We start from the raw sequence: 18,919 nt of genomic DNA on the forward strand, positions 1-18,919 counted from the left end.
TCGCCTTGCTCTTGTACTTGCTCTGCGTCCGGCGTCGATCCGTCAGCACGACAAGGCGCTCCTTGACCTAGTTCTCGGTGAAGGAGCGCCTTGGTTTGAGAGTGGGTCAGTCGAGGGGGCGGAGTTCGTCGGCGTAGGAGACTGAGACTCGGCGGAGGACGCCTTCTTTTACTGAGTATTGGCCCATCCGCCAAAGTGGCGGGCTGTACGCGTGGACTGTGACGCTGCCTTTGGCGGAGCCGACTACTCGGTGGATGTGTTCGGGGCCGAAGCCGTAGACGTCGCCGGCTTCGATGGTGGTTTCGATGGGTTCGGTGCCGATGGCGAGGTTGTGTTCGACCAGTTCGCCGCGGGCTACCGCCACCGCGCCGGAGGAGACGTCGTGGTCGTGCCAGCCGGTGTCGTTGACGGGGGTCCAGCAGATCAGCCAGACGTCGACGTTGGCGTCGCGGTGGAGGGAGGCGAAGACTCGTTCGTCGTCGCTGTAGGCGACCTTGTCCTCCCACAGGTGCGGCTGGGCGGCGAGGCCACCGGCCAGTTCGGCCAGTTCGTCGGGGGTGAGATCACGTCCCGGGAGGTTGTCCAGCGACAGACAGTCGTTGAGCTCCACGAGCCGGCTGGCCTGGCGCGCGGGTACGACGGGTGTGTCGGAAACGGGCTGAGCAGTCACTGCACTCCCCTCTCAGGAGGTGGCACCGGTCCGAACAGGAGCCGGTGCGGGTTGTTGTGTTGGATCACCGCGGTTGCGGCGTCGCCCTGCCGGAGGTCGACGGCACCGGCGTACGGCCGGTCGGTGCCGTGGACGACCTGGTCGATGCCGAGGACCCGGGCGACCGCGTCGATGCCTTGCGGGCCGTAGCTCGAGGTGTCGACGTACAGGTTGGTGTCGATGGTGCCGAGACGGCCGCCGCGGGCAGCGAGCCGTTCGTGGTGCACGGGCGCCAGGCCGGCCGCGGCGACGAAGCAGAGCCGCAGCAGCGGGTACGTCGTACGCCCGCCGAACGCGTGCCAGGCCCACCAAGCGGCCTGGAGCTGGGTCGTGTAGTCGACCACCGGCGACCACCACCCGGGCAGCTCTTCACCTGGCGGCAGAGGCGTTCCGGGATGAACGAGGATCGGCTTGTTCAGCCGCTCGGCAAGCGCCAGCAGCGGACCGACGGCGGCCCAGCCGGCCGGCGTACCGATCACTTGGGCGGGCAACTGAAGACCTAGGAAACCCTTGCCCAGAAGGCTTTCCAGCCCAGCCAGGTCAGGTTCCAACAGGTCGACGGCAGCCCAGGCTTTGAAGGGCGCAGGCAACGAAGCAGCGCCGGTGTGCCAGGCGTCCAGCAGCAGAGAATCACCGAGGTGCTCGATCCCGAGCGGCGACGACAGCGAGACCCCGACCAACGACGTCCCCGCGTCCAGCTCGCCCGCCACCCGCTTGTCGATGGCATGCGCCGCCGGGTCCACCTCGTACGGCGCTTCGCCGGGCGTGTAGAGCGTCCAGCCGTCCAGGTACGGCGCCGAAGTGCGCGCCCGGAGCCGGTCGACGAACTCGGCCGGCCAGAGGTGCTGGTGCACGTCAATCACATCACCCACGAGCCCACACCTCCTCCGACGAACCGATTTTGAAGCGCTTCAAGACGTCTGTAGTGAAGCGCTTCAAAGCCTGATCTGTCAAGCGCCGTTCCAGCAACGGCCATGCTTCGACAGGTTTTTGTCCCCGCCGTGCCCTAGGGTCGATGGCATGTCCGGAACAGGCCGCAGGCCGACCCTCAAGGACATCGCAGCGGACACCGGCCTCTCGATGGCCGCCGTCTCGTACGCGCTGCGAGGTCTGCAAGGAACGCCGGAGACGCAAGCGCGGGTGCAGGAAGCCGCGGAGCGTCTCGGCTACCAGGCCGACCCCGTGGCCCGCGCGCTCGCCTCCGGCCGCAGCGGCTCGGTCGGCGTCCTGTGCGCCTCGCTCGAGGACCTCTGGCAGCAACGGCTGGCCGCCGCGCTCGGCCGCGAATTGCTCGCCCCGGACCGCAACGCCTGGATCATCGACTCGGCCGGTGACGCCGACCGGCAGCTCCAGCTCGCCCAGCACCTGGTCGACCATCGCGCCGACGCGATCGTGGTGATCCCGATCGATCCGGGCGCCAAGGGCTGGGCCAAGATCGCCCAGCAGGCGCCGGTGATCGCGATCGGCGACGCGCTGCCGGCCGCCAAGGCGAAGTCCGAGGTGCTGTTCGACAACGAGACCGGAGTCAGTACCGCGCTGCGCCGGCTGGCCGACGCGGGACACCGCGACGTCGTCGTACTGAGCCCGTCGCGCCGATTCGAGGTGGAGCGGCCGGCCGAGGAGATCGCCCAGCGGATCGCGTTCGGACTGAAGGTGAAGGTGCGGATCGTGCCCTGTCCGCACGACCTGGCCGGCGCCACCGAGGTCGCCCGGGAGGTGCTGACCGGCGACCGCCGGCCGACCGGCATCCTGGCGCTCGCCGACTCGATGGCCTTCGGCGTGTACGCCGCCTGCAAGGAACTTGGCATCTGCGTCCCCGACGACCTGTCCCTGCTCGGGTACGACGACCAGCCGATGTCCCAGCTGCTCAGCCCGCCGCTGTCCACCTTCCACTGGCCGCTCGACGACCTGGTCGCCGACGTCGTGAGCCGCGTCACGTCGGCCGTCGACACCAACCGCCGGGTCCGCCGTACGACCGTCGAACCGACCCTGATCGAGCGTGGCTCGGTCGCCGCCCCGCCAGCTAAGGCGTGACGACGACTCTGAGTCACCCACGACGGTCACATCAGCGAAACTAGACTAGTTCACTGCACTTAAACTCCACTGTCCAGATACTGAACGCGAGCGTCAGCCCGCGAGCCGGTCCAACCGGGCAGCGACCGCGGGCCGCCGATGGTCCCCCGCCGGAAGCTGCCGGTCGAGTACCTCGAAGATCTCGAGATCCTCCGCCCCCGTCGACGTCTGCGCGAACCGCCACAGCAGATCCGCATCAGCCGAATCCAGTACTGCGCGCCGCAGCGTCGCATCCAACTCATCCCGCTCCACCCGCAGAGCCGGCGCATCCGACCGCCCAAGCAGCGGCCCGGAATACAACTCCACAGCCCGCGCAAGGTCACCAAGACGCAGAGCAACCTGTACATCGGTGACGTCACCCGACACCTCCGCGACGATCCGGTACGGCTTGGTGTCGAGCACCCCGCCACCCAGCAGATTGCGCAACCGGTGCATCTCGGCCCGTACCGTCGCCGGATTGCCCTGGTCGCCGTACAGCTGCAGCATCAACTGCTCAGCCGTCAGCCCGGCCGGATGTAGCAGCAGCAAGGCGAGCACCTCGGCCCGCCGCAGCGTCAGCGCGATCTCGCGAGTCCCGACGACAGCGACCGGTTGGTCCGAGCCCAGCAGCCTCAATCGCAGTAGCGGGCGGCGTCGGCGTACCGGGCCTGGGATGCGCAACAGGTAGCCCTCGTCCAACTGCTCGACGACGGCTTCGCGGCCATCACCGAGCTCGATGCGGGAGGCTCCGCTGGAGACATCGAGGCGATCAGGCAGCCAGGCCAGCGGCTGCACGGCAAGCACGCGGCCGGTCGGAGTAAGCAGCGCACCCGGCGCATCACCAAGCGCGATCAGGTGCCGCATGTTGCGCGCCCGCAGCGTCTCGTCGGCCGCAGCCATCCGTACCCGGAGTTGCCCCTCGGCCAGCTGAGCAGCCGCTGTCACCAGGGCCATCATCGCCGGATGGACCGTACGCAGCGGCCCGCTGACGTCGATCGCGCCGATCAGCTTGCCGGTGTCGGGGTCGTGGACGGGCGCCGCGGCACAGGTCCAGGCGTGGATCCGGCGTACCAGGTGTTCGGCCGAGTGGATCTGGACAGGCTGATCGGTGGCCAGCGCGGTCCCCATGCCGTTGGTGCCGATCGCATCCTCCGACCACACCGCACCCTCGGTCAGCGCGATCCGGTCGGCCTGCCGCCGGACGTCCGCCGCGCCTTCGCGCCACAGGATCAGCCCCTGCGCGTCGGTGACGATCATGATGTGCGAAGCCTCGTCCGCGATGGTCGTCAGCGTGGCGCGGAGGATCGGTAGTACGGCCTGCAGTGGATGGTCCTCGCGCAGAGACTCCAGCAGATCGGCCGGCAGGACCAGCGGCGGTCCGTCCAGCTCCGGATCGACAGAGGCCGCCAGCGAACGTTGCCAGGACTCGGCGACCAGCGGCCTCGGCTCCAGCGGGCGCGCGTCAGCGGGCACCGGGCCTCCGCCGAGCACCTCGTCGTACAGCTCACTGAGCCGGCGCGCCTTCTCCGCGGCGTCCACGCTTCAGCCTCGCCCGGAAGCCGCGCGCATTCAAGGGGCAACCCTATGCAACGTCGATGCAACGTCGCCCGGCCTAGCTTGCGATCCACCGCTCTTTTCTGCAGGAGGAGACGTATGACTGTTTACGCAACGCCGGGAAGCGAAGGCTCTCCGATCGAGTTCAAGTCGCGCTACGACCACTTCATCGGCGGTGAATGGGTACCGCCGGCCAAGGGCGGGTACTTCGAGAACCCGACGCCGGTCACCGGTGAGAACTTCACCGAGATCGCACGCGGCACCTCCGACGACGTCGAGGCCGCCCTCGATGCCGCCCACGGCGCGGCACCAGGCTGGGGCCGGACGTCGGCCGCCGAGCGCGCGAACATCCTGAACAAGATCGCCGACACGATCGAGGACAACCTCGAACTGCTCGCCGTCGCCGAGACCTGGGACAACGGCAAGGCGGTCCGCGAGACGCTGGCCGCGGACATGCCGCTGGCCGTCGACCACTTCCGGTACTTCGCCGGCGCGCTGCGCGCGCAGGAGGGCTCGATCTCCCAGGTCGACGACGACACCGTCGCGTACCACTTCCACGAGCCGCTCGGCGTCGTCGCCCAGATCATCCCGTGGAACTTCCCGATCTTGATGGCGACCTGGAAGCTGGCGCCCGCGCTGGCGGCCGGCAACGCCGTCGTGCTGAAGCCGGCCGAGCAGACGCCCGCGTCGATCCACGTCCTGATGGAGCTGATCGCCGACCTGATCCCGCCGGGTGTGCTGAACATCGTCAACGGGTTCGGCGTCGAGGCCGGCAAACCGCTTGCCTCCAGCAACAGAGTCGCCAAGGTCGCGTTCACTGGTGAGACCACGACCGGCCGGCTCATCATGCAGTACGCCTCGGAGAACATCATCCCGGTGACGCTGGAGCTCGGCGGCAAGAGCCCGAACCTGTTCTTCGACGACGTCGCCAGCTCCAAGGACGACTTCTACGACAAGGCGCTCGAGGGCTTCACGATGTTCGCGCTGAACCAGGGCGAGGTCTGCACCTGCCCGTCCCGGGCGCTGATCCAGGCCGGCATCTACGACTCGTTCCTGACCGATGCGAAGGCGCGCACCGAGGCGGTCAAGCAGGGCAACCCGCTGGACACCGACACGATGATGGGCGCGCAGGCCAGCAACGACCAGTACGAGAAGATCCTGTCGTACATCGACATCGGCAAGGCCGAGGGCGCCAAGGTGATCACCGGTGGCGAGAAGGCCGACCTCGGCGGCGACCTGAGCGGCGGGTACTACGTCCAGCCGACCATCTTCGAGGGCGACAACAAGATGCGGATCTTCCAGGAGGAGATCTTCGGGCCGGTCGTCTCGGTGACCAAGTTCGACGACTACGCCGACGCGATCAAGATCGCCAACGACACCCTGTACGGGCTCGGCGCCGGTGTCTGGTCGCGGGACATGAACACGGCGTACCGGGCCGGCCGCGAGATCCAGGCCGGCCGGGTCTGGACGAACTGCTACCACGCCTACCCGGCACACGCTGCCTTCGGCGGGTACAAGAACTCGGGCATCGGACGGGAGAACCACAAGATGATGCTCGACCACTACCAGCAGACCAAGAACCTGCTGGTCAGCTACAGCCCGAACAAGCTCGGCTTCTTCTAGACATCATGGTGGACAGGGTTTCGCACACGGAGGAGGCGGCGGAGTTGCTCCGTCGCCTCACCGAGATCCATGGCCCGCTGATGTTCCATCAGTCCGGCGGGTGCTGCGACGGCAGCTCGCCGATGTGCTACCCGGACGGCGAGTTCAAGACCGGCAACGCGGACATCCATCTGGGTGATCTCGACGTCTCCGGGCTGGAGCGGCCGATCTCGTTCTGGATGTCGAAGAACCAGTACGAGTACTGGAAGCACACCCACCTGACCGTCGACGTCGTCAAAGGCCGCGGCAGCGGCTTCTCGGTGGAGGCCCCCGAAGGCGTCCGCTTCCTGATCCGTTCCCGCCTCTTCACCGACCAGGAGTCCGAGGCTCTGGGCCTGCTCTGAGGCGGGACAATGAGCGAGTGCCGACCGTCCGGTGGCGTTGCCGGACGGCCGGCACTCTTCATCTGCCCAAGTAGGCAGCGAGTTCCTCGGTACTCCGTACGCCGTGCTCGAGCACCGCCGGATAGATCTCCGAGCCGCCAACCACCTCCGGGTACCCCGGATAGGTGCTCTTGAGCCGCAGAATCGCTTCCTTCTCCTCATCGCTCGCCGCCCCCACGCGCAACGCGTGGGCAACGTGCGGGCGGTCGACCGCGTGCAACCAGACGGTCAGCTCGACCTTCCAGCCGGCGTACCCGAGAACGCCCGCTCCAGTTCGAGCTTGCGGAGTACCTCGTGGGCCTCCGCCTGGAGTGTCTCCGCAGCCGCCAGCAGGTCCATGCAAGGGACGCTAGCCGAAAAGTCGGGGGGAATCCTTCGGATTGCCCCCGAAGGGCAGAACTGGGCGTCACGACGGGGAAAACCGCTGTATTACAAGGGGTTCGCAGCCGGTCACCCGTGACATTCGTCAGGGATCGATTCGCTGGATTCCGGTGTCCGAACGGGCGGACGATTCCGAACACCAATCACGCCGGTTCCGCCCCGACCGAGATGATCAGGGTGGGCCTGCCCAGCTCGAGGAGTTCTGTTGAAGCAACGGATTCTCGTGTCCGCCCTGGGCGTCGGCGCACTAGCCGTCGCAGGACTGACCGCGCAAGCACCGGGGGCCATCGCAGCCCCGACCACCACGACCGGAAGGCACGTCGCAAAGGTCTGTTCGGCCACCGCGAAAGCGCACACGGCCGTCTGCCACGCGCTCAAGCTGGTGAGCGACGCCAAGGTGTCCCCGGCCGCCACCGCTCCGCCGTCGACCGGCCTCACCCCGGCCGGCCTGCGGGACGCGTACAAGTTGAACGGGCTGAGCGCCAACGGCCGTACGGTCGCCATCGTCGACGCCTACGGCTACCCGAACCTGGAGCGGGACCTCGGCGTCTACCGCTCCCAGTTCGGGCTGTCCGCCTGCACCGTCGCCAACGGCTGCCTGCGCATCATCAACCAGACCGGCGGGACCACGCTGCCGAACTTCAACGTCGGCTGGGCCGGCGAGCAGGCACTCGACGTCGACGCGGTCTCGGCCGCGGCGCCGGACGCCAAGATCGTTGTGGTGCAGGCGAAGTCGGCCAGCTTCGCCGACCTCGGCACCGCGGTGGTCACGGCCTCCAAGCAGCCCGGCGTGGTGGCGATCTCGAACAGCTACGGCGGCGGCGACGCCTCCGACGCGACGTACGGGTCCTACTACAACCACCCTGGCATTGCGGTCACGGCTTCGACCGGTGACGACGGCTACCAGGGCGGCAGCTATCCGGCCTCGTCCTCCTACACGACTGCTGTCGGCGGTACGTCGCTGGTCTCGGCCAGCAACAGCCGTGGCTGGTCGGAGAGCGTGTGGAGCGGCGCTGGGTCGGGATGCTCGACGTACAACACCGCACTGAGTGCAGCAGCCAGCTTCAGCACCGGTTGCTCGAAGCGCGCGATGGCCGACGTCTCCGCGGCGGCTGACCCCGCCAAGGGCGGCATGGCGATCTACTACCCGACCAGCAGGACCGCCTCGACCTGGGCGCAGTTCGGCGGGACGAGTGAGGCCGCGCCGATCATCGCCTCGGTCTACGCGCTGTCGGGCAACACTGCCGGCTACGCGAACGCTCTGCCGTACGCGCACTCCAGCTCGCTGTTCGACGTGACCAGCGGCAGCAACGGCTCCTGCCCCACAACCCAGTGGTGCAACGCCCGCACCGGCTGGGACGGCCCGACCGGCCTCGGTACCCCGAACGGAGCCGCGGCCTTCTGACCTGAACCTCGATCAGGGTTGACCCGGGGTAAGGCCAGCAGCCACAGGGGTTCGCCGCCCTTGCCCCGGGACAGCCGCAATACCGACGCTCGACGTATGACATCCGTGGGGGAAATCCGAACCGTAGTACCGGCCCTGCCGGGCCGGCCGCGCCGTTTACACCGCCCGTTGATGGTGGTCTCGATCGCGATCTCCGTGCTGGTCGTGATCGGCATCGCGGGCGCGTTGTTCGACGACCGGCAGTTGCTCGGGCATCCGATCTGGATGAAGCCGCTCAAGTTCTCGATCAGCTTCGCGGTGTACTGCGCGACGCTGGCCTGGTTGCTCTCGCTGCAGACCAAGGCGCGCCGGCTCGGCTGGTGGATGGGCACCTTCGTGGCGCTGGGGATCGCCGCGGAGATGGTGATCATCGTCGGCCAGGTCATCGTCCGCGGCCGCCAGCTGCACTTCAACCAGTCCACGCCGACCGACAGCCTGTTCCACAGCATGATGGCGATGACGATCTACGTGGTCTGGTTCGCGGTCTTCGTGATCGCGGTGCAACTGCTCTTCGACAAGCCCGGTGACATGGCGCTGCGCTGGAGCATCCGGCTCGCCCTCGGCACCACGCTGACCGGCATGCTGCTCGGGTCGCTGATGTTCCGCGCCACCCCGGCCCAGGAGAAGGCGATCGCGGCCACCGGCCGGGAGGACTTCTTCGGAGCCCACTCGGTCGGCGTCGAAGACGGCGGGCCCGGTATGCCCGTCACCGGCTGGAGCACCCAGGGCGGCGATCTGCGGATCGGGCACTTCCTCGGCATCCACGCGTTGCAGCTGATCCCGTTGGTTGCCCTCGGCCTCGTTCTCCTCGCCCGGCGGTTCCCGGTACTCCGCCCGGAGGGCACCAGGACAGCCCTGGTCTGGATCATGGCCGCGGCGTACGGCGGACTGATCTGGCTGGTCACCTGGCAGGCGCAGCGTGGCGAATCCCTTGTCCACCCAGGGCGATCGACACTCTTCGCAGCCGGATCGTTGCTCACCGCGACCATTGTGGCATCGCTCGCAGTGTTGCTCCGTGCACGAAGGACAACCCTCGCTTCCGCGTCATTCCGCAGATAACCCTTCCCCGGGCCGACCACCAGGCTTAAGGTCGGCCCGGACGGGTCGTGGAGGGCGATCCGCGCGACTTTCTCTGGAGCACAGTTGTGAGAGTTTCTGGCAAGGGACGGGGGCTCCTGGCGGTCACCGCCGTCGGCGCCTCCACCGTCCTGGCTGTAACGGCCGGCGGTGGCGCAATGGCCGCCACCTCCGCCGCCCCGGACAGCAAGGCCCCGGCCGACGCTGCCAAGTCGTCGATCACCGGCAAGGAGCGCAAGGGCAACTACGACGCCCGGACGCCGAACGCGCGCGCGAACTACGCCCGCGCCGCGAAGGTGGTCGGCAAGGAGACCGCGGCCTCGGAGAAGTTCCGTACCTCCCTGGGCAGCCAGGGTGTCGTCGCGGTCGACGAGAACACCGGTACGCCGGCCCAGGTGACCAAGCTCGACGGCTTCCTCACCGCCAAGAGCACCAAGAAGGCGACCGAGATCGCGCTCGCCTATGTGAAGGCGCATCCCGAGGTCTTCAAGCTGTCGGCCTCCGACCTCGGCACCCTCAAGCTGAGCAAGGACTACGTCGACGACCTCGGCACCCACCACATCTCCTGGACCCAGCAGGTCGACGGCATCGACGTCTTCGGCAACGGTCTCAAGGCCAACGTCACCAAAGCCGGCCAGCTGATCTCGCTGCAGGGCGCGCCGATCTCCGGCCTCGTCCCGCAGGCCCAGGCCCGCGAGAAGGCCGCCTCCTCGACCATCAGCGCCGACGCGGCCCGGACCGCCGCGGCCGAGGATGTCGACGCGAAGCTGCTGAACGCCACTTCGAGCACCGCGGCCGGCACCACCAAGTGGAGCAGCGGCGACACCGCCAAGCAGGTCTGGTTCCACACCGCCGACGGCCTGCGCAAGGGCTGGCTGACCTACGTCAACGGCGGCGGCTCCAAGATCTACAGCCACGTGATCGACGCCCAGACCGGCAGCCTGCTCTACCGCAAGGACCTGGTCAGCGAGGGCAACGGCGACGCGCTCGTCATCGACAACTACCCCGGCGCCGCCAAGGGTGGCACCCAGCGCACCGAGAACCTGATCTACAACAAGTGGCTGCCGAAGAACGCGAAGACGCTGCTCGAGGGAACGTCTGTCGCCGCCTTCGCGGACGTGAACGACGACAACCAGCCGAACGCCGGTGAGACGGTCAAGGTGCCGGGTACGCCGACCACGTCGGAGTACAAGCTCGTCCCGTTCCAGTCGAGCAGCCGGTTCTGCTCGGCCGCGTTCATCTGCACCTGGGATCCGGCCAAGCCGGACTCCTGGAAGACGAACCTGAACCAGGACGTCACCAACGCGTTCTACCTGGCCAGCAACTTCCACGACTGGCTGGCCAAGCCGCCGATCAGCTTCACCCCGGCGGCCGGCTCGTTCGACGCCGCGGGCGGCGACCCGGTACACCTGAACGCGCTGGACGGCGCGGCGACCGGCGCCGACGGCGGCCCGGACGCCAACCACGACGACAACGCGAACATGTCGACCCCGCCGGACGGCACCCCGCCGACCATGCAGATGTACCTGTGGCACTCGCCGGGCAAGTCCGACGACCAGGAGCGCTGGGTTCCGGCCAGCGGTGCGAACGACGCCAGCATCCTGTACCACGAGTACACCCACGGCCTGTCGAACCGGCTCGTCGTCGACGCCACCGGCAACTCGACCCTGAACAGCATCCAGGCCGGCTCGATGGGCGAGGCGTGGAGCGACTTCTACGCGATGGACTACCTGGTCTCGCACGGCCTGGAGAAGGACACCACCGCTCCCGGTGAGGTCCTCGAGGGCAAGTACGTCGCCCACGGCCAGCTGTTCCGGACCGAGGCGATCGACTGCCGCGTCAAGGCGATCAGCCCGAACTGCGTCGCCCGCGACGGCAGCAAGGGCGGCTACACCTACGGCGACTTCCCGCACATCACCAACCGGCCCGAGGTGCACGCCTCCGGTGAGGTCTGGGCCCAGACCCTGTGGGACCTGCGGGAGCGCTTCGGCCGCGCCTACGCGCTGAGCATCATCACCCGCGCGATGGAGCTGTCCACCGCGGACCCGACGATGCTCGACATGCGCAACGCGATCGTCCAGGCCGACCTGGTCGCCAGCGGCGGCAAGAACGCCGGCATCATCTGGCAGGTCTTCGCCAACCGTGGCATGGGCTGGTTCGCCGGCGTACTCGACGGCGGCGACGCGAACCCGATCGAGGACTTCCACGTTCCGCCGAAGACGGCCACCACGAGCATCACCGGCACCGTCACCGACAAGGACACCGGCGCACCGGTGGCCGGCGCGCTCGTCTTCATCGGCGGCCACGCCTCCGGCTACGCGGGTGACTACTCCGCAGTGACCGGCGCCAACGGCAAGTACACGATCACCGGCGTACTGCCCGGCACCTACGGCAAGTTCGTCGTCACCGGCGCCGGCTACGAGGTTCTGGGCGCTCCCGTGACGGTCAAGCCGAGCGGCACGGTCGCGAACCTGGCGCCGCGGCGCAACTGGGCCGCGGCGTCCGGCGGCGGCGCCGTCTCCGACTACAACGGTCCGGACTTCTCGCCGCAGTGTGGTCCGCAGTACGCGAACGACTCCAGCCAGGGCACCGGCTGGGGCAGCACCACCGGCGACGACAACGGCACCCCGACCAACGTGATGGTTCCCAAGCAGATCACCATCACGCTGCCGGACACGGTGAACGTCACCAAGTTCTCGGTCGACCCGTCGAACACCTGTGGTGACGACCCGACCGCCGCCACCGGTCAGTACAAGATCGAGACCTCGGCCGACGGCACCACCTGGGCCACGGCTCAGGAGGGCACCTTCACCAACGCCAACGTGGGCAAGTACACCGAACTGGCGCCGTCCGGCAACACCGCCGGCGTGAAGTACGTGAAGTTCTGGATGCTCAGCCCGCAGGTCGCGGACTTCGCGACCACCTGCCCCGGCTCCACCGTCAGCGGGTGCTCCTTCACCGACATGACGGAGATCCAGGTCTTCGGCACGAAGTAACCGCACCGATCACCATCCGCGAGGGCCGGCCGAGTACCCACTCGGCCGGCCCTCCGGCTTCTACCTCGACAATATTCAGGAGTGATGTTTGTGAGAGTTCCCGGCAAGGGACGCAGGTTGCTCGCGGTGACCGCCGTGAGCGCCAGCACGGTCCTGGCGGTCACGGCAGGCGGCGGCGCGATGGCCGCCACGGCCGCCACCCCCGATGCGAAGACCCCCGCCGAGGCGGGCAGGTCGCTCAAGGCCAAGGAGCGCAAGGGCAACTACGACGCCCGCACCCCGAACGCCCGCGCGAGCTACAACCGCGCCGCGAAGGTCGTCGGCAAGGAAACGGCCGCCTCGGAGAAGTTCCGTACCTCCCTGGGCAGCCAGGGCGTCGTCGCGCTCGACGAGAACACCGGTACGCCGGAGCAGGTGACCAAGCTGAACGGCTTCCTCACCGCCAAGAGCACCAAGAAGGCGACCGAGATCGCGCTGGCCTACGTCAAGGCGCACCCTGAGGTCTTCAAGCTCTCGACCTCGGACCTCGCCGGCCTCAAGCTCCGCAAGGACTACGTCGACGACCTCGGCACCCACCACATCTCCTGGGTCCAGGAAGTCGACGGGATCGAGGTCTTCGGCAACGGCCTGAAGGCCAACGTCACCAAGGCCGGCCAGCTGATCTCGCTCCAGGGCGCACCGATCGCCGGACTGGCCACCCAGGCCGCGGCCCGCAGAGCTGCTCCCTCGGTGACCGCTGCGTCGGCACGCTCCGCAGCGGCCGAGGACATCGGTGGGACCGCGAAGAGCGCCACCGCCAAGTCCGCCGGCACCACCACGACGTGGAGCAACGGTGACTACGCGAAGGAGGTCTGGTTCCACACCGCGGACGGCCTGCGGAAGGCCTGGTCGACGTACACCAACGCCGGCGGCACCCTGATCTACACCCACGTGATCGACGCCCAGACCGGCACGCTGCTCTACCGGCGCGACCTGTCCAGCAACGACAAGGGCGACGCGCTCGTCTTCGACAACTACCCGGGCGCGCCGAAGGGCGGCGTCCAGCGCACCGAGAACCTGATCTACAACAAGTGGCTTCCCAAGGGCGCGAAGACGCTGCTCGAGGGCACTTCGGTGGCGGCGTTCGCAGACATCAACGACGACAACCAGGTGAACCCCGGCGAGACGGTCAAGGCGCCGGGAACGCCCACTGGTGCGGAGTACAAGCTGGTGCCGTTCCAGTCGGTCCCGCTCTGCTCGCCGACGACCATCTGCACCTGGGATCCGGCCAAGCCGCAGTCCTGGAAGACCAACATGAACGAGGACGTCACCAACGGCTTCTTCTTCGCCAGCAACTTCCACGACTGGCTGGCCAAGCCGCCGATCAGCTTCACCAAGGCAGCCGGCTCGTTCGACGCCGACGGCGGCGACGCGGTCCAGCTGAACTCAATCGACGGCGCCGCGACCGCCGCTGACGGCGGACCGGACGCCAACCACATCGACAACGCGAACATGAACACGCCGCCGGACGGCACTCCGCCGACCATGCAGATGTACCTGTTCGGCAGTGTCGGTGACGACGCGACCGTGGCGACCAGCTCGTCGAACTCGGCCGAGATCCTGTACCACGAGTACACCCACGGCCTGTCGAACCGCCTGGTCGTCGACGCGACCGGCAACTCGACGCTGAACAGCATCCAGGCCGGCGGGATGGGTGAGGCGTGGAGCGACTTCTACGCGCTCGACTACCTGGCCTCGCACAACCTGGAGAAGGACACCACCGCCAACGGTGAGATGCGGATCGGCCGGTACGACACCGGCGGCGGCACCATCCGCACCATGCCGACCGACTGCCGGGTCCGGGCCAAGGAGCCGGCCTGTGTCGGCATCGACGGTTCGCAGGGTGGCTACACCTACGGCGACTTCCCGACCATCGGCGGTTCGCCGGAGGTGCACTCGTCCGGCGAGGTGTGGGCCCAGACCCTCTGGGACCTGCGCGAGCGGTTCGGCCACACCTACGCGCTGAGCATCATCACCCGGGCGATGGAGCTGTCCACGGCCGATCCGACGATGCTCGACATGCGCAACGCGATCGTCCAGGCCGACCTGGTGGCCAGCGGTGGCAAGAACGCCAAGATCATCTGGCAGGTCTTCGCGAACCGTGGCATGGGCTGGTTCGCCGGTGCTCTCGACAGCGGCGACTCGCACCCGGTCGAGGACTTCCACATCCCGCCGACCGGTGCCACCACCTCCATCTCCGGCACTGTGACGGACAAGGACACCGGCGCTGCGGTGGCCGGCGCCCTGGTCTTCATCGGCGGCCACGCGTCCGGCTACGCGGGTGACTACTCCGCAGTGACCGGCGCCAACGGCAAGTACACGATCACTGGTGTACTGCCTGGCACCTACGGCAAGTTCGTCGTCACCGGCGCCGGCTACGAGGTCCTGGGCAGCGCCTTGGCGGTCAAGACCGGCGGTACGACCGCCAACTTCGCGCCACGGCGCAACTGGGCCTCGGCCTCTGGCGGCGGTTCGGTGGTGGACTTCAACGGTCCGGACCTGACGTCCCTCGGCTGTGGCCCGGCCAACGTGATCGACTCCAGCCAGGGTCCTGGCTGGGGCAGCACCACCGGTGACGACGACGGCACCCCGACCGGCGTGATGATCCCGAAGAACGTCGACATCGCGCTGCCGGTGGCCGTGAACATCAGCAAGTTCTCGGTCGACCCGTCGAACAACTGCGGCGACCCGGGCAGCTCGGCAACCGGTAAGTACCGGATCGAGACGTCCGTCGACGGCACCACCTGGGCCACCGCCCAGGAGGGCGAGTTCGGCGCCGCCAACCGCGGCAAGTACAACGAGGTCACGCCGACCGGCAACGTCACCGGCGTGAAGTTCGTCCGGTTCGTGATGCTCAGCCCGCAGGTCCCGGACTTCGCCACCAACTGTCCCGACGGCGGCTACGCCGGCTGCCAGTTCACCGACATGACCGAACTCCAGGTCTTCGGTTCGAAGTAACCACCCCACGAGGGCCGGCCGAGTACCACTCGTCCGGCCCTCGTGCTGTTTCCGTATGGAATGGTTGTCACCCCTGGTTTGCAAGGACAAAGCCGCCCCCATTCGAAAACGAAATGCCACCCCTGATCGGGCAGCCAACCGCCCCGAACTACCCGCGTCACCCCGAACCGAAACCCCACGAACGACAAAACCCCAGGCCATCGGCCTGGGGTCTGCTGGAGCGGGTGACGAGAATCGAACTCGCACTGTCAGCTTGGGAAGCTGATGTTCTGCCATTGAACTACACCCGCGTGGCTGCCGGTTTCCCGGCGGACTCAGAGGATCATACCCGACCCCGCGGGCGGTTTGCACGGGGGGTTAACGGGCAGTTTTGAACAAAGGGCACGCCCAGGACTGGGCAGGCCGGTCATCTTCTGGCAGATTAGAACGCGTTGCCGGGGGCAACATTCGACGCAACGTGAGGATGCGGTCCTGACTGGGGCCGGACAAGATGGTTGCGGGGCAACTGAAAAGAAGGGGTGAACGGTGGCAACTGACACTAACGACGCACTCGAGAACCTGGAGAAGGAACTCGTCACGCTGGCACGCCGGCTGCGCAGTCTGCAGCGGACGCTGTCGGACGAGGCGCATCCGGATCTGGAGCCGGCGCAGTACGCGTTGCTGAACCACGTCGAGGAGCTCGCACCGGTGCGGATGGCCGACCTGGTCGCGGCACTCGAGGTGGACAAGGGTCCGGTCAGCCGGGCCTGCGCCCGACTCGAGGAAGAAGGCCTGCTGAAGCGGGCCGCCGACAAGTCGGACGCGCGCGCGACACTGCTGACGCTGACCGCGAACGGCAAGCGCAAGCTGGCCGCTGCCCGCAAGAAGCGCCACAAGGTGATCGAGGACCTGCTCAAGGACTGGTCGCCGGCCCAGGTGAAGACGTTCGCCGGCCAGGTCTCGAAGTTCAACAAGCTCGCCAACTGAGCCGTTGCCGAAGGCCCGTAGCCGCGTCGACGGTCCGGGGAGCTGAGGGCTCCGGAACAGGTACGCGGCCAGGTCCAGGTGACACCGGGCGCCGGTCCGGGCCCTGCAGACAGGCGGAGTTGCAGCACGCTGCGGTAAGTTGCGTTCGTGCTGCTCTCCGACCGTGACATCTTGGCCGAGCTCGACGCGAAACGGGTCCAGCTGGACCCGTTCGATGCTGCGATGGTGCAGCCGTCGAGCGTCGACGTACGGCTGGACCGATTCTTCCGGGTGTTCGAGAACCATCGCTACCCGCACATCGATCCGGCCGAGGAACAGCCCGACCTGACCCGCCAGGTCGAGCCGGAGGGCGACGAGCCCTTCATCCTGCACCCGGGCGAGTTCGTGCTCGGGTCCACCTACGAGTTGGTGACGCTGCCCGACGACGTGGCGGCGCGGCTGGAGGGCAAGTCCTCGCTGGGCCGGCTCGGACTGCTCACCCACTCCACCGCCGGGTTCATCGACCCCGGCTTCTCCGGTCACGTGACGCTGGAGCTGTCCAACGTGGCGACTCTGCCGATCAAGCTCTGGCCGGGGATGAAGATCGGCCAGCTCTGCTTCTTCCGGCTCTCGTCGCCGGCCGAGCACCCCTACGGCTCCGAGAAGTACGGCTCCCGGTACCAGGGTCAGCGCGGCCCGACGCCGTCCCGCTCGTACAAGAACTTCCTCCGCGGCGGGATCTGAGCCTCAACTGGTCGCCTTCTGGACGTACGGGCGGATCGCGTCGTTGATCAGCGGGCTCGGGAGGTCAATAAACCAAGGCGTTGCAGCAAGCTGCAAAGTGCTTGAGAAGTCATCGAAATCACCGGACGACGGACAGGCCGGTACGGCGGTGGCGCGGCGGCTCGAGCCGGTCGGCCAGCCGGCGCAGGACGCCGGCCAGCTCGTGCCGCGGGCCGCCGGCCTCTCCGTTGGCCCGCAGCGCGTCGAGGTGTTCCTTGCTCTGGGCCCGTAGTTCGGCGACCCGGATCTGTTCGGCCACCCGATAGCGGGCTACCTCTTGGTGTTCGCTGATCATGGCTGTCTCCCCTCACTGGTCCCCGTGCTGAGTTTGTTGCGGTGGTTCAGACCCGGACGACGGTGATGTCGCCGGAGACGGTGCGCGCCCGCAGCATCAGCGAGCGTTCGCCCTCGGCCGGCTTCTCACCGGGCTCGAGGTCGCACCGGATCTGGCCGGTGACCGTCTTGAGGTCGAGGTACGTCGGCACACCGTCCGGTACGCCGATCTGCACGTCGCCGCGCGCCGTCTCGGCCCGCACACTGGGCCCCTCGGCCGACTCGACCCGGACGTCGCCCGAGCCGGAGGTCGCGACCGAGTGGTCCCGGATCCGCTCGATGGTGATGTCACCCGAGCCGACCTTGACCGTCGTCGGGCCGGCCGCGTCGCCGACCCGGACGTCGCCGGAGCCGGTGGACAGGCCGGTCGTACCGACCGCCTCGCCGATGTCGATGACGCCGGAGCCGGTCTTGGCCCGGACTCCCTGGCCCGCATACCCGACCCGGACGTCGCCGCTGCCGGTGTTGGCCGCGAGGTCGCCCTCGATCCGGTCGGCGCGGATGTCACCCGATCCGGTCGACAGCCGGGCCTCGCCCAGCGCCGCACGGGAGGTGATGTCACCGGAACCGGTCTGGATCCGGGCGTCGAGGACGTCCGGGGTGGCGATCCGGACCCGGATCTCCGGGCCGCGGCGCAGGTTCTTCGGGGTCTCGACGATCAGCTCGCCGTTGACCACCTCGAACACCACGTCGCCCCCGTCACCGCTGTCGACCTCCAGGTCGACGACGGTCTTGTCGCCGTCGGCGGGGCGGATCTCCACCAGCCCCGAACCGATCTCGATCCGGACCCGCTCGATCTCGCCGGCCTCGCCGATCAACTGGCTGCTGTAGCTCACTGTGCCCACCCCTGCATCCGTTGGCCCGGGCCACGTCCACCCCGGCGCTGTCCATGGTCGCCGCGCTCACCACGACGCTCGTTTCGGTCGTTGCGGCGGTCACCGCGGTCACCACCGCGGCGGCCCTCGCCGAACAGGCCGTCCGGTCCGAAGACACCATCCGGCCCGAAGACGCCACCCTGCCCGAAGATGCCGTCGGGTCCGAGCGGGCCCTCCGGTCCGAGCGGTCCGTCGGGGGCGAAGATGCCGGGCCGGGGCGGGCGCGGCGGCCGGGGCGGGCGGCCGTACCCAGGCCGGCCGCCGGTCAGCGCCGTCATCACGGTCCGCATCAGCCACGCGTTCGAGGAGATGCCCTCGGCGGTCGCGGCCTCGTCCACCTTGTTCTTCACCGACATCGGCAGCCGCAGCGTGATCCGCGCGGTCGGCTCGTCGGCGTCCAGGGCGAGCTCCGCGGCGGCCGGCTCGGCCACTTCGTCGTCCAGGTCGTCGTCATCGTTGCCGGTCAGCTGGCTCGGCGCCGGCGTCACGACGAACTCGGGGCGGCCACCGGCCATCCGGAGCTCGACCGAGCCGGGCGACAGCTCGCGGCTGATCTCGCCGGCGGCGTCCGACAGGGCTGAGATGAGGGCCAGCCGGCCCGCGTCATCCAGCGTGGCTCCGAGGCGCTGGGCCACGGAGCGAGTTTGGTCGTCGGCCAGCGCGGTGGCGTTCTCCACGCTACGGCGGACCGACTCGAGGTAGTGATCAAGTTCCATGACGCAATACTG

16 protein-coding genes and 1 tRNA gene are annotated in these 18,919 nt (G+C 68.2%); 9 read left to right on the forward strand and 8 right to left on the reverse strand.

Annotation, left to right across the window (positions count from 1 at the left end):
• Nucleotides 1-106 precede the first annotated feature (106 nt).
• Complete coding sequence (locus AB0M15_RS31625; protein ID WP_363826162.1) at nucleotides 107-670, reverse strand: cysteine dioxygenase family protein; 564 nt, start codon at nucleotides 668-670, stop codon at nucleotides 107-109.
• A complete protein-coding gene (locus AB0M15_RS31630) occupies nucleotides 667-1,581 on the reverse strand; it encodes an amidohydrolase family protein (RefSeq protein WP_363826165.1) in 915 nt (304 codons plus the stop codon). Before AB0M15_RS31630 ends, AB0M15_RS31625 begins: the two co-directional genes overlap by 4 nt.
• A 148-nt stretch (nucleotides 1,582-1,729) precedes the next feature.
• Between AB0M15_RS31630 and AB0M15_RS31635 the strand changes: the two genes are divergently transcribed.
• Nucleotides 1,730-2,743, forward strand: coding sequence for a LacI family DNA-binding transcriptional regulator (locus tag AB0M15_RS31635; protein WP_363826168.1), 1,014 nt, complete (start codon nucleotides 1,730-1,732; stop codon nucleotides 2,741-2,743).
• Between the two features lie 93 nt (nucleotides 2,744-2,836).
• Here the strand turns inward: AB0M15_RS31635 and AB0M15_RS31640 are convergent, their stop codons facing one another.
• On the reverse strand, nucleotides 2,837-4,300 hold the full coding sequence (locus tag AB0M15_RS31640; RefSeq protein WP_363826171.1) for a GAF domain-containing protein: 1,464 nt from the start codon (nucleotides 4,298-4,300) through the stop codon (nucleotides 2,837-2,839).
• A 114-nt stretch (nucleotides 4,301-4,414) separates the two neighbouring features.
• Between AB0M15_RS31640 and adh the strand changes: the two genes are divergently transcribed.
• Nucleotides 4,415-5,938, forward strand: coding sequence for an aldehyde dehydrogenase (adh, locus tag AB0M15_RS31645; protein ID WP_363826174.1), 1,524 nt, complete (start codon nucleotides 4,415-4,417; stop codon nucleotides 5,936-5,938).
• Nucleotides 5,939-5,943: 5 nt separating this feature from the next.
• Complete coding sequence (locus tag AB0M15_RS31650) at nucleotides 5,944-6,321, forward strand: DUF779 domain-containing protein (protein WP_363826177.1); 378 nt, start codon at nucleotides 5,944-5,946, stop codon at nucleotides 6,319-6,321.
• Between the two features lie 58 nt (nucleotides 6,322-6,379).
• Here AB0M15_RS31650 and AB0M15_RS31655 read toward each other — a convergent pair whose 3' ends face one another.
• Nucleotides 6,380-6,580, reverse strand: a complete 201-nt coding sequence (locus AB0M15_RS31655; protein WP_363826180.1) for a hypothetical protein — start codon at nucleotides 6,578-6,580, stop codon at nucleotides 6,380-6,382.
• Between the two features lie 366 nt (nucleotides 6,581-6,946).
• Here AB0M15_RS31655 and AB0M15_RS31660 point away from each other — a divergent pair, with 366 nt between their 5' ends.
• The 4 genes from AB0M15_RS31660 (at nucleotide 6,947) to AB0M15_RS31675 (ending at nucleotide 15,255) form a co-directional block, all read left to right on the forward strand.
• Entirely contained in the window at nucleotides 6,947-8,146 is a 1,200-nt protein-coding gene (locus tag AB0M15_RS31660) for a hypothetical protein (RefSeq protein WP_363826183.1), read from the forward strand.
• A 96-nt stretch (nucleotides 8,147-8,242) separates the two neighbouring features.
• Nucleotides 8,243-9,244: a hypothetical protein gene (locus AB0M15_RS31665; protein ID WP_363826186.1), complete on the forward strand. Its 1,002-nt coding sequence runs from the start codon at nucleotides 8,243-8,245 to the stop codon at nucleotides 9,242-9,244.
• 86 nt (nucleotides 9,245-9,330) lie between these two features.
• Nucleotides 9,331-12,258: a M36 family metallopeptidase gene (locus AB0M15_RS31670; protein WP_363826189.1), complete on the forward strand. Its 2,928-nt coding sequence runs from the start codon at nucleotides 9,331-9,333 to the stop codon at nucleotides 12,256-12,258.
• Nucleotides 12,259-12,384: 126 nt separating this feature from the next.
• Entirely contained in the window at nucleotides 12,385-15,255 is a 2,871-nt protein-coding gene (locus AB0M15_RS31675) for a M36 family metallopeptidase (RefSeq protein ID WP_363826192.1), read from the forward strand.
• A 216-nt stretch (nucleotides 15,256-15,471) separates the two neighbouring features.
• On the opposite strand, the gene AB0M15_RS31680 is transcribed toward AB0M15_RS31675, so the two are convergent.
• Nucleotides 15,472-15,545: transfer RNA gene (locus tag AB0M15_RS31680), tRNA-Gly, on the reverse strand.
• A 235-nt stretch (nucleotides 15,546-15,780) separates the two neighbouring features.
• Between AB0M15_RS31680 and AB0M15_RS31685 the strand changes: the two genes are divergently transcribed.
• Entirely contained in the window at nucleotides 15,781-16,221 is a 441-nt protein-coding gene (locus tag AB0M15_RS31685; RefSeq protein ID WP_164601271.1) for a MarR family transcriptional regulator, read from the forward strand.
• Between the two features lie 147 nt (nucleotides 16,222-16,368).
• A complete protein-coding gene (gene dcd / locus AB0M15_RS31690; protein WP_343981648.1) occupies nucleotides 16,369-16,944 on the forward strand; it encodes a dCTP deaminase in 576 nt (191 codons plus the stop codon).
• A gap of 118 nt (nucleotides 16,945-17,062) precedes the next feature.
• Here dcd and AB0M15_RS31695 read toward each other — a convergent pair whose 3' ends face one another.
• Genes AB0M15_RS31695 through AB0M15_RS31705 form a run of 3 tightly spaced genes read right to left on the reverse strand, consistent with a single transcriptional unit; the run spans nucleotide 17,063 to nucleotide 18,907 of the window.
• Nucleotides 17,063-17,278 carry a hypothetical protein gene (locus AB0M15_RS31695; protein ID WP_363826197.1) on the reverse strand — a complete coding sequence of 72 codons (216 nt, stop codon included), beginning with the start codon at nucleotides 17,276-17,278 and terminating at the stop codon, nucleotides 17,063-17,065.
• 46 nt (nucleotides 17,279-17,324) lie between these two features.
• Nucleotides 17,325-18,152, reverse strand: a complete 828-nt coding sequence (locus tag AB0M15_RS31700) for a DUF4097 family beta strand repeat-containing protein (protein ID WP_363826200.1) — start codon at nucleotides 18,150-18,152, stop codon at nucleotides 17,325-17,327.
• Nucleotides 18,149-18,907: a hypothetical protein gene (locus tag AB0M15_RS31705; RefSeq protein WP_363826203.1), complete on the reverse strand. Its 759-nt coding sequence runs from the start codon at nucleotides 18,905-18,907 to the stop codon at nucleotides 18,149-18,151. The genes AB0M15_RS31700 and AB0M15_RS31705 overlap by 4 nt, the downstream gene beginning before the upstream one ends.
• Between the last annotated feature and the right edge of the window lie 12 nt (nucleotides 18,908-18,919).

It is taken from the genome of Kribbella sp. NPDC051718, assembly GCF_040681515.1.
GTDB lineage: Bacteria > Actinomycetota > Actinomycetes > Propionibacteriales > Kribbellaceae > Kribbella.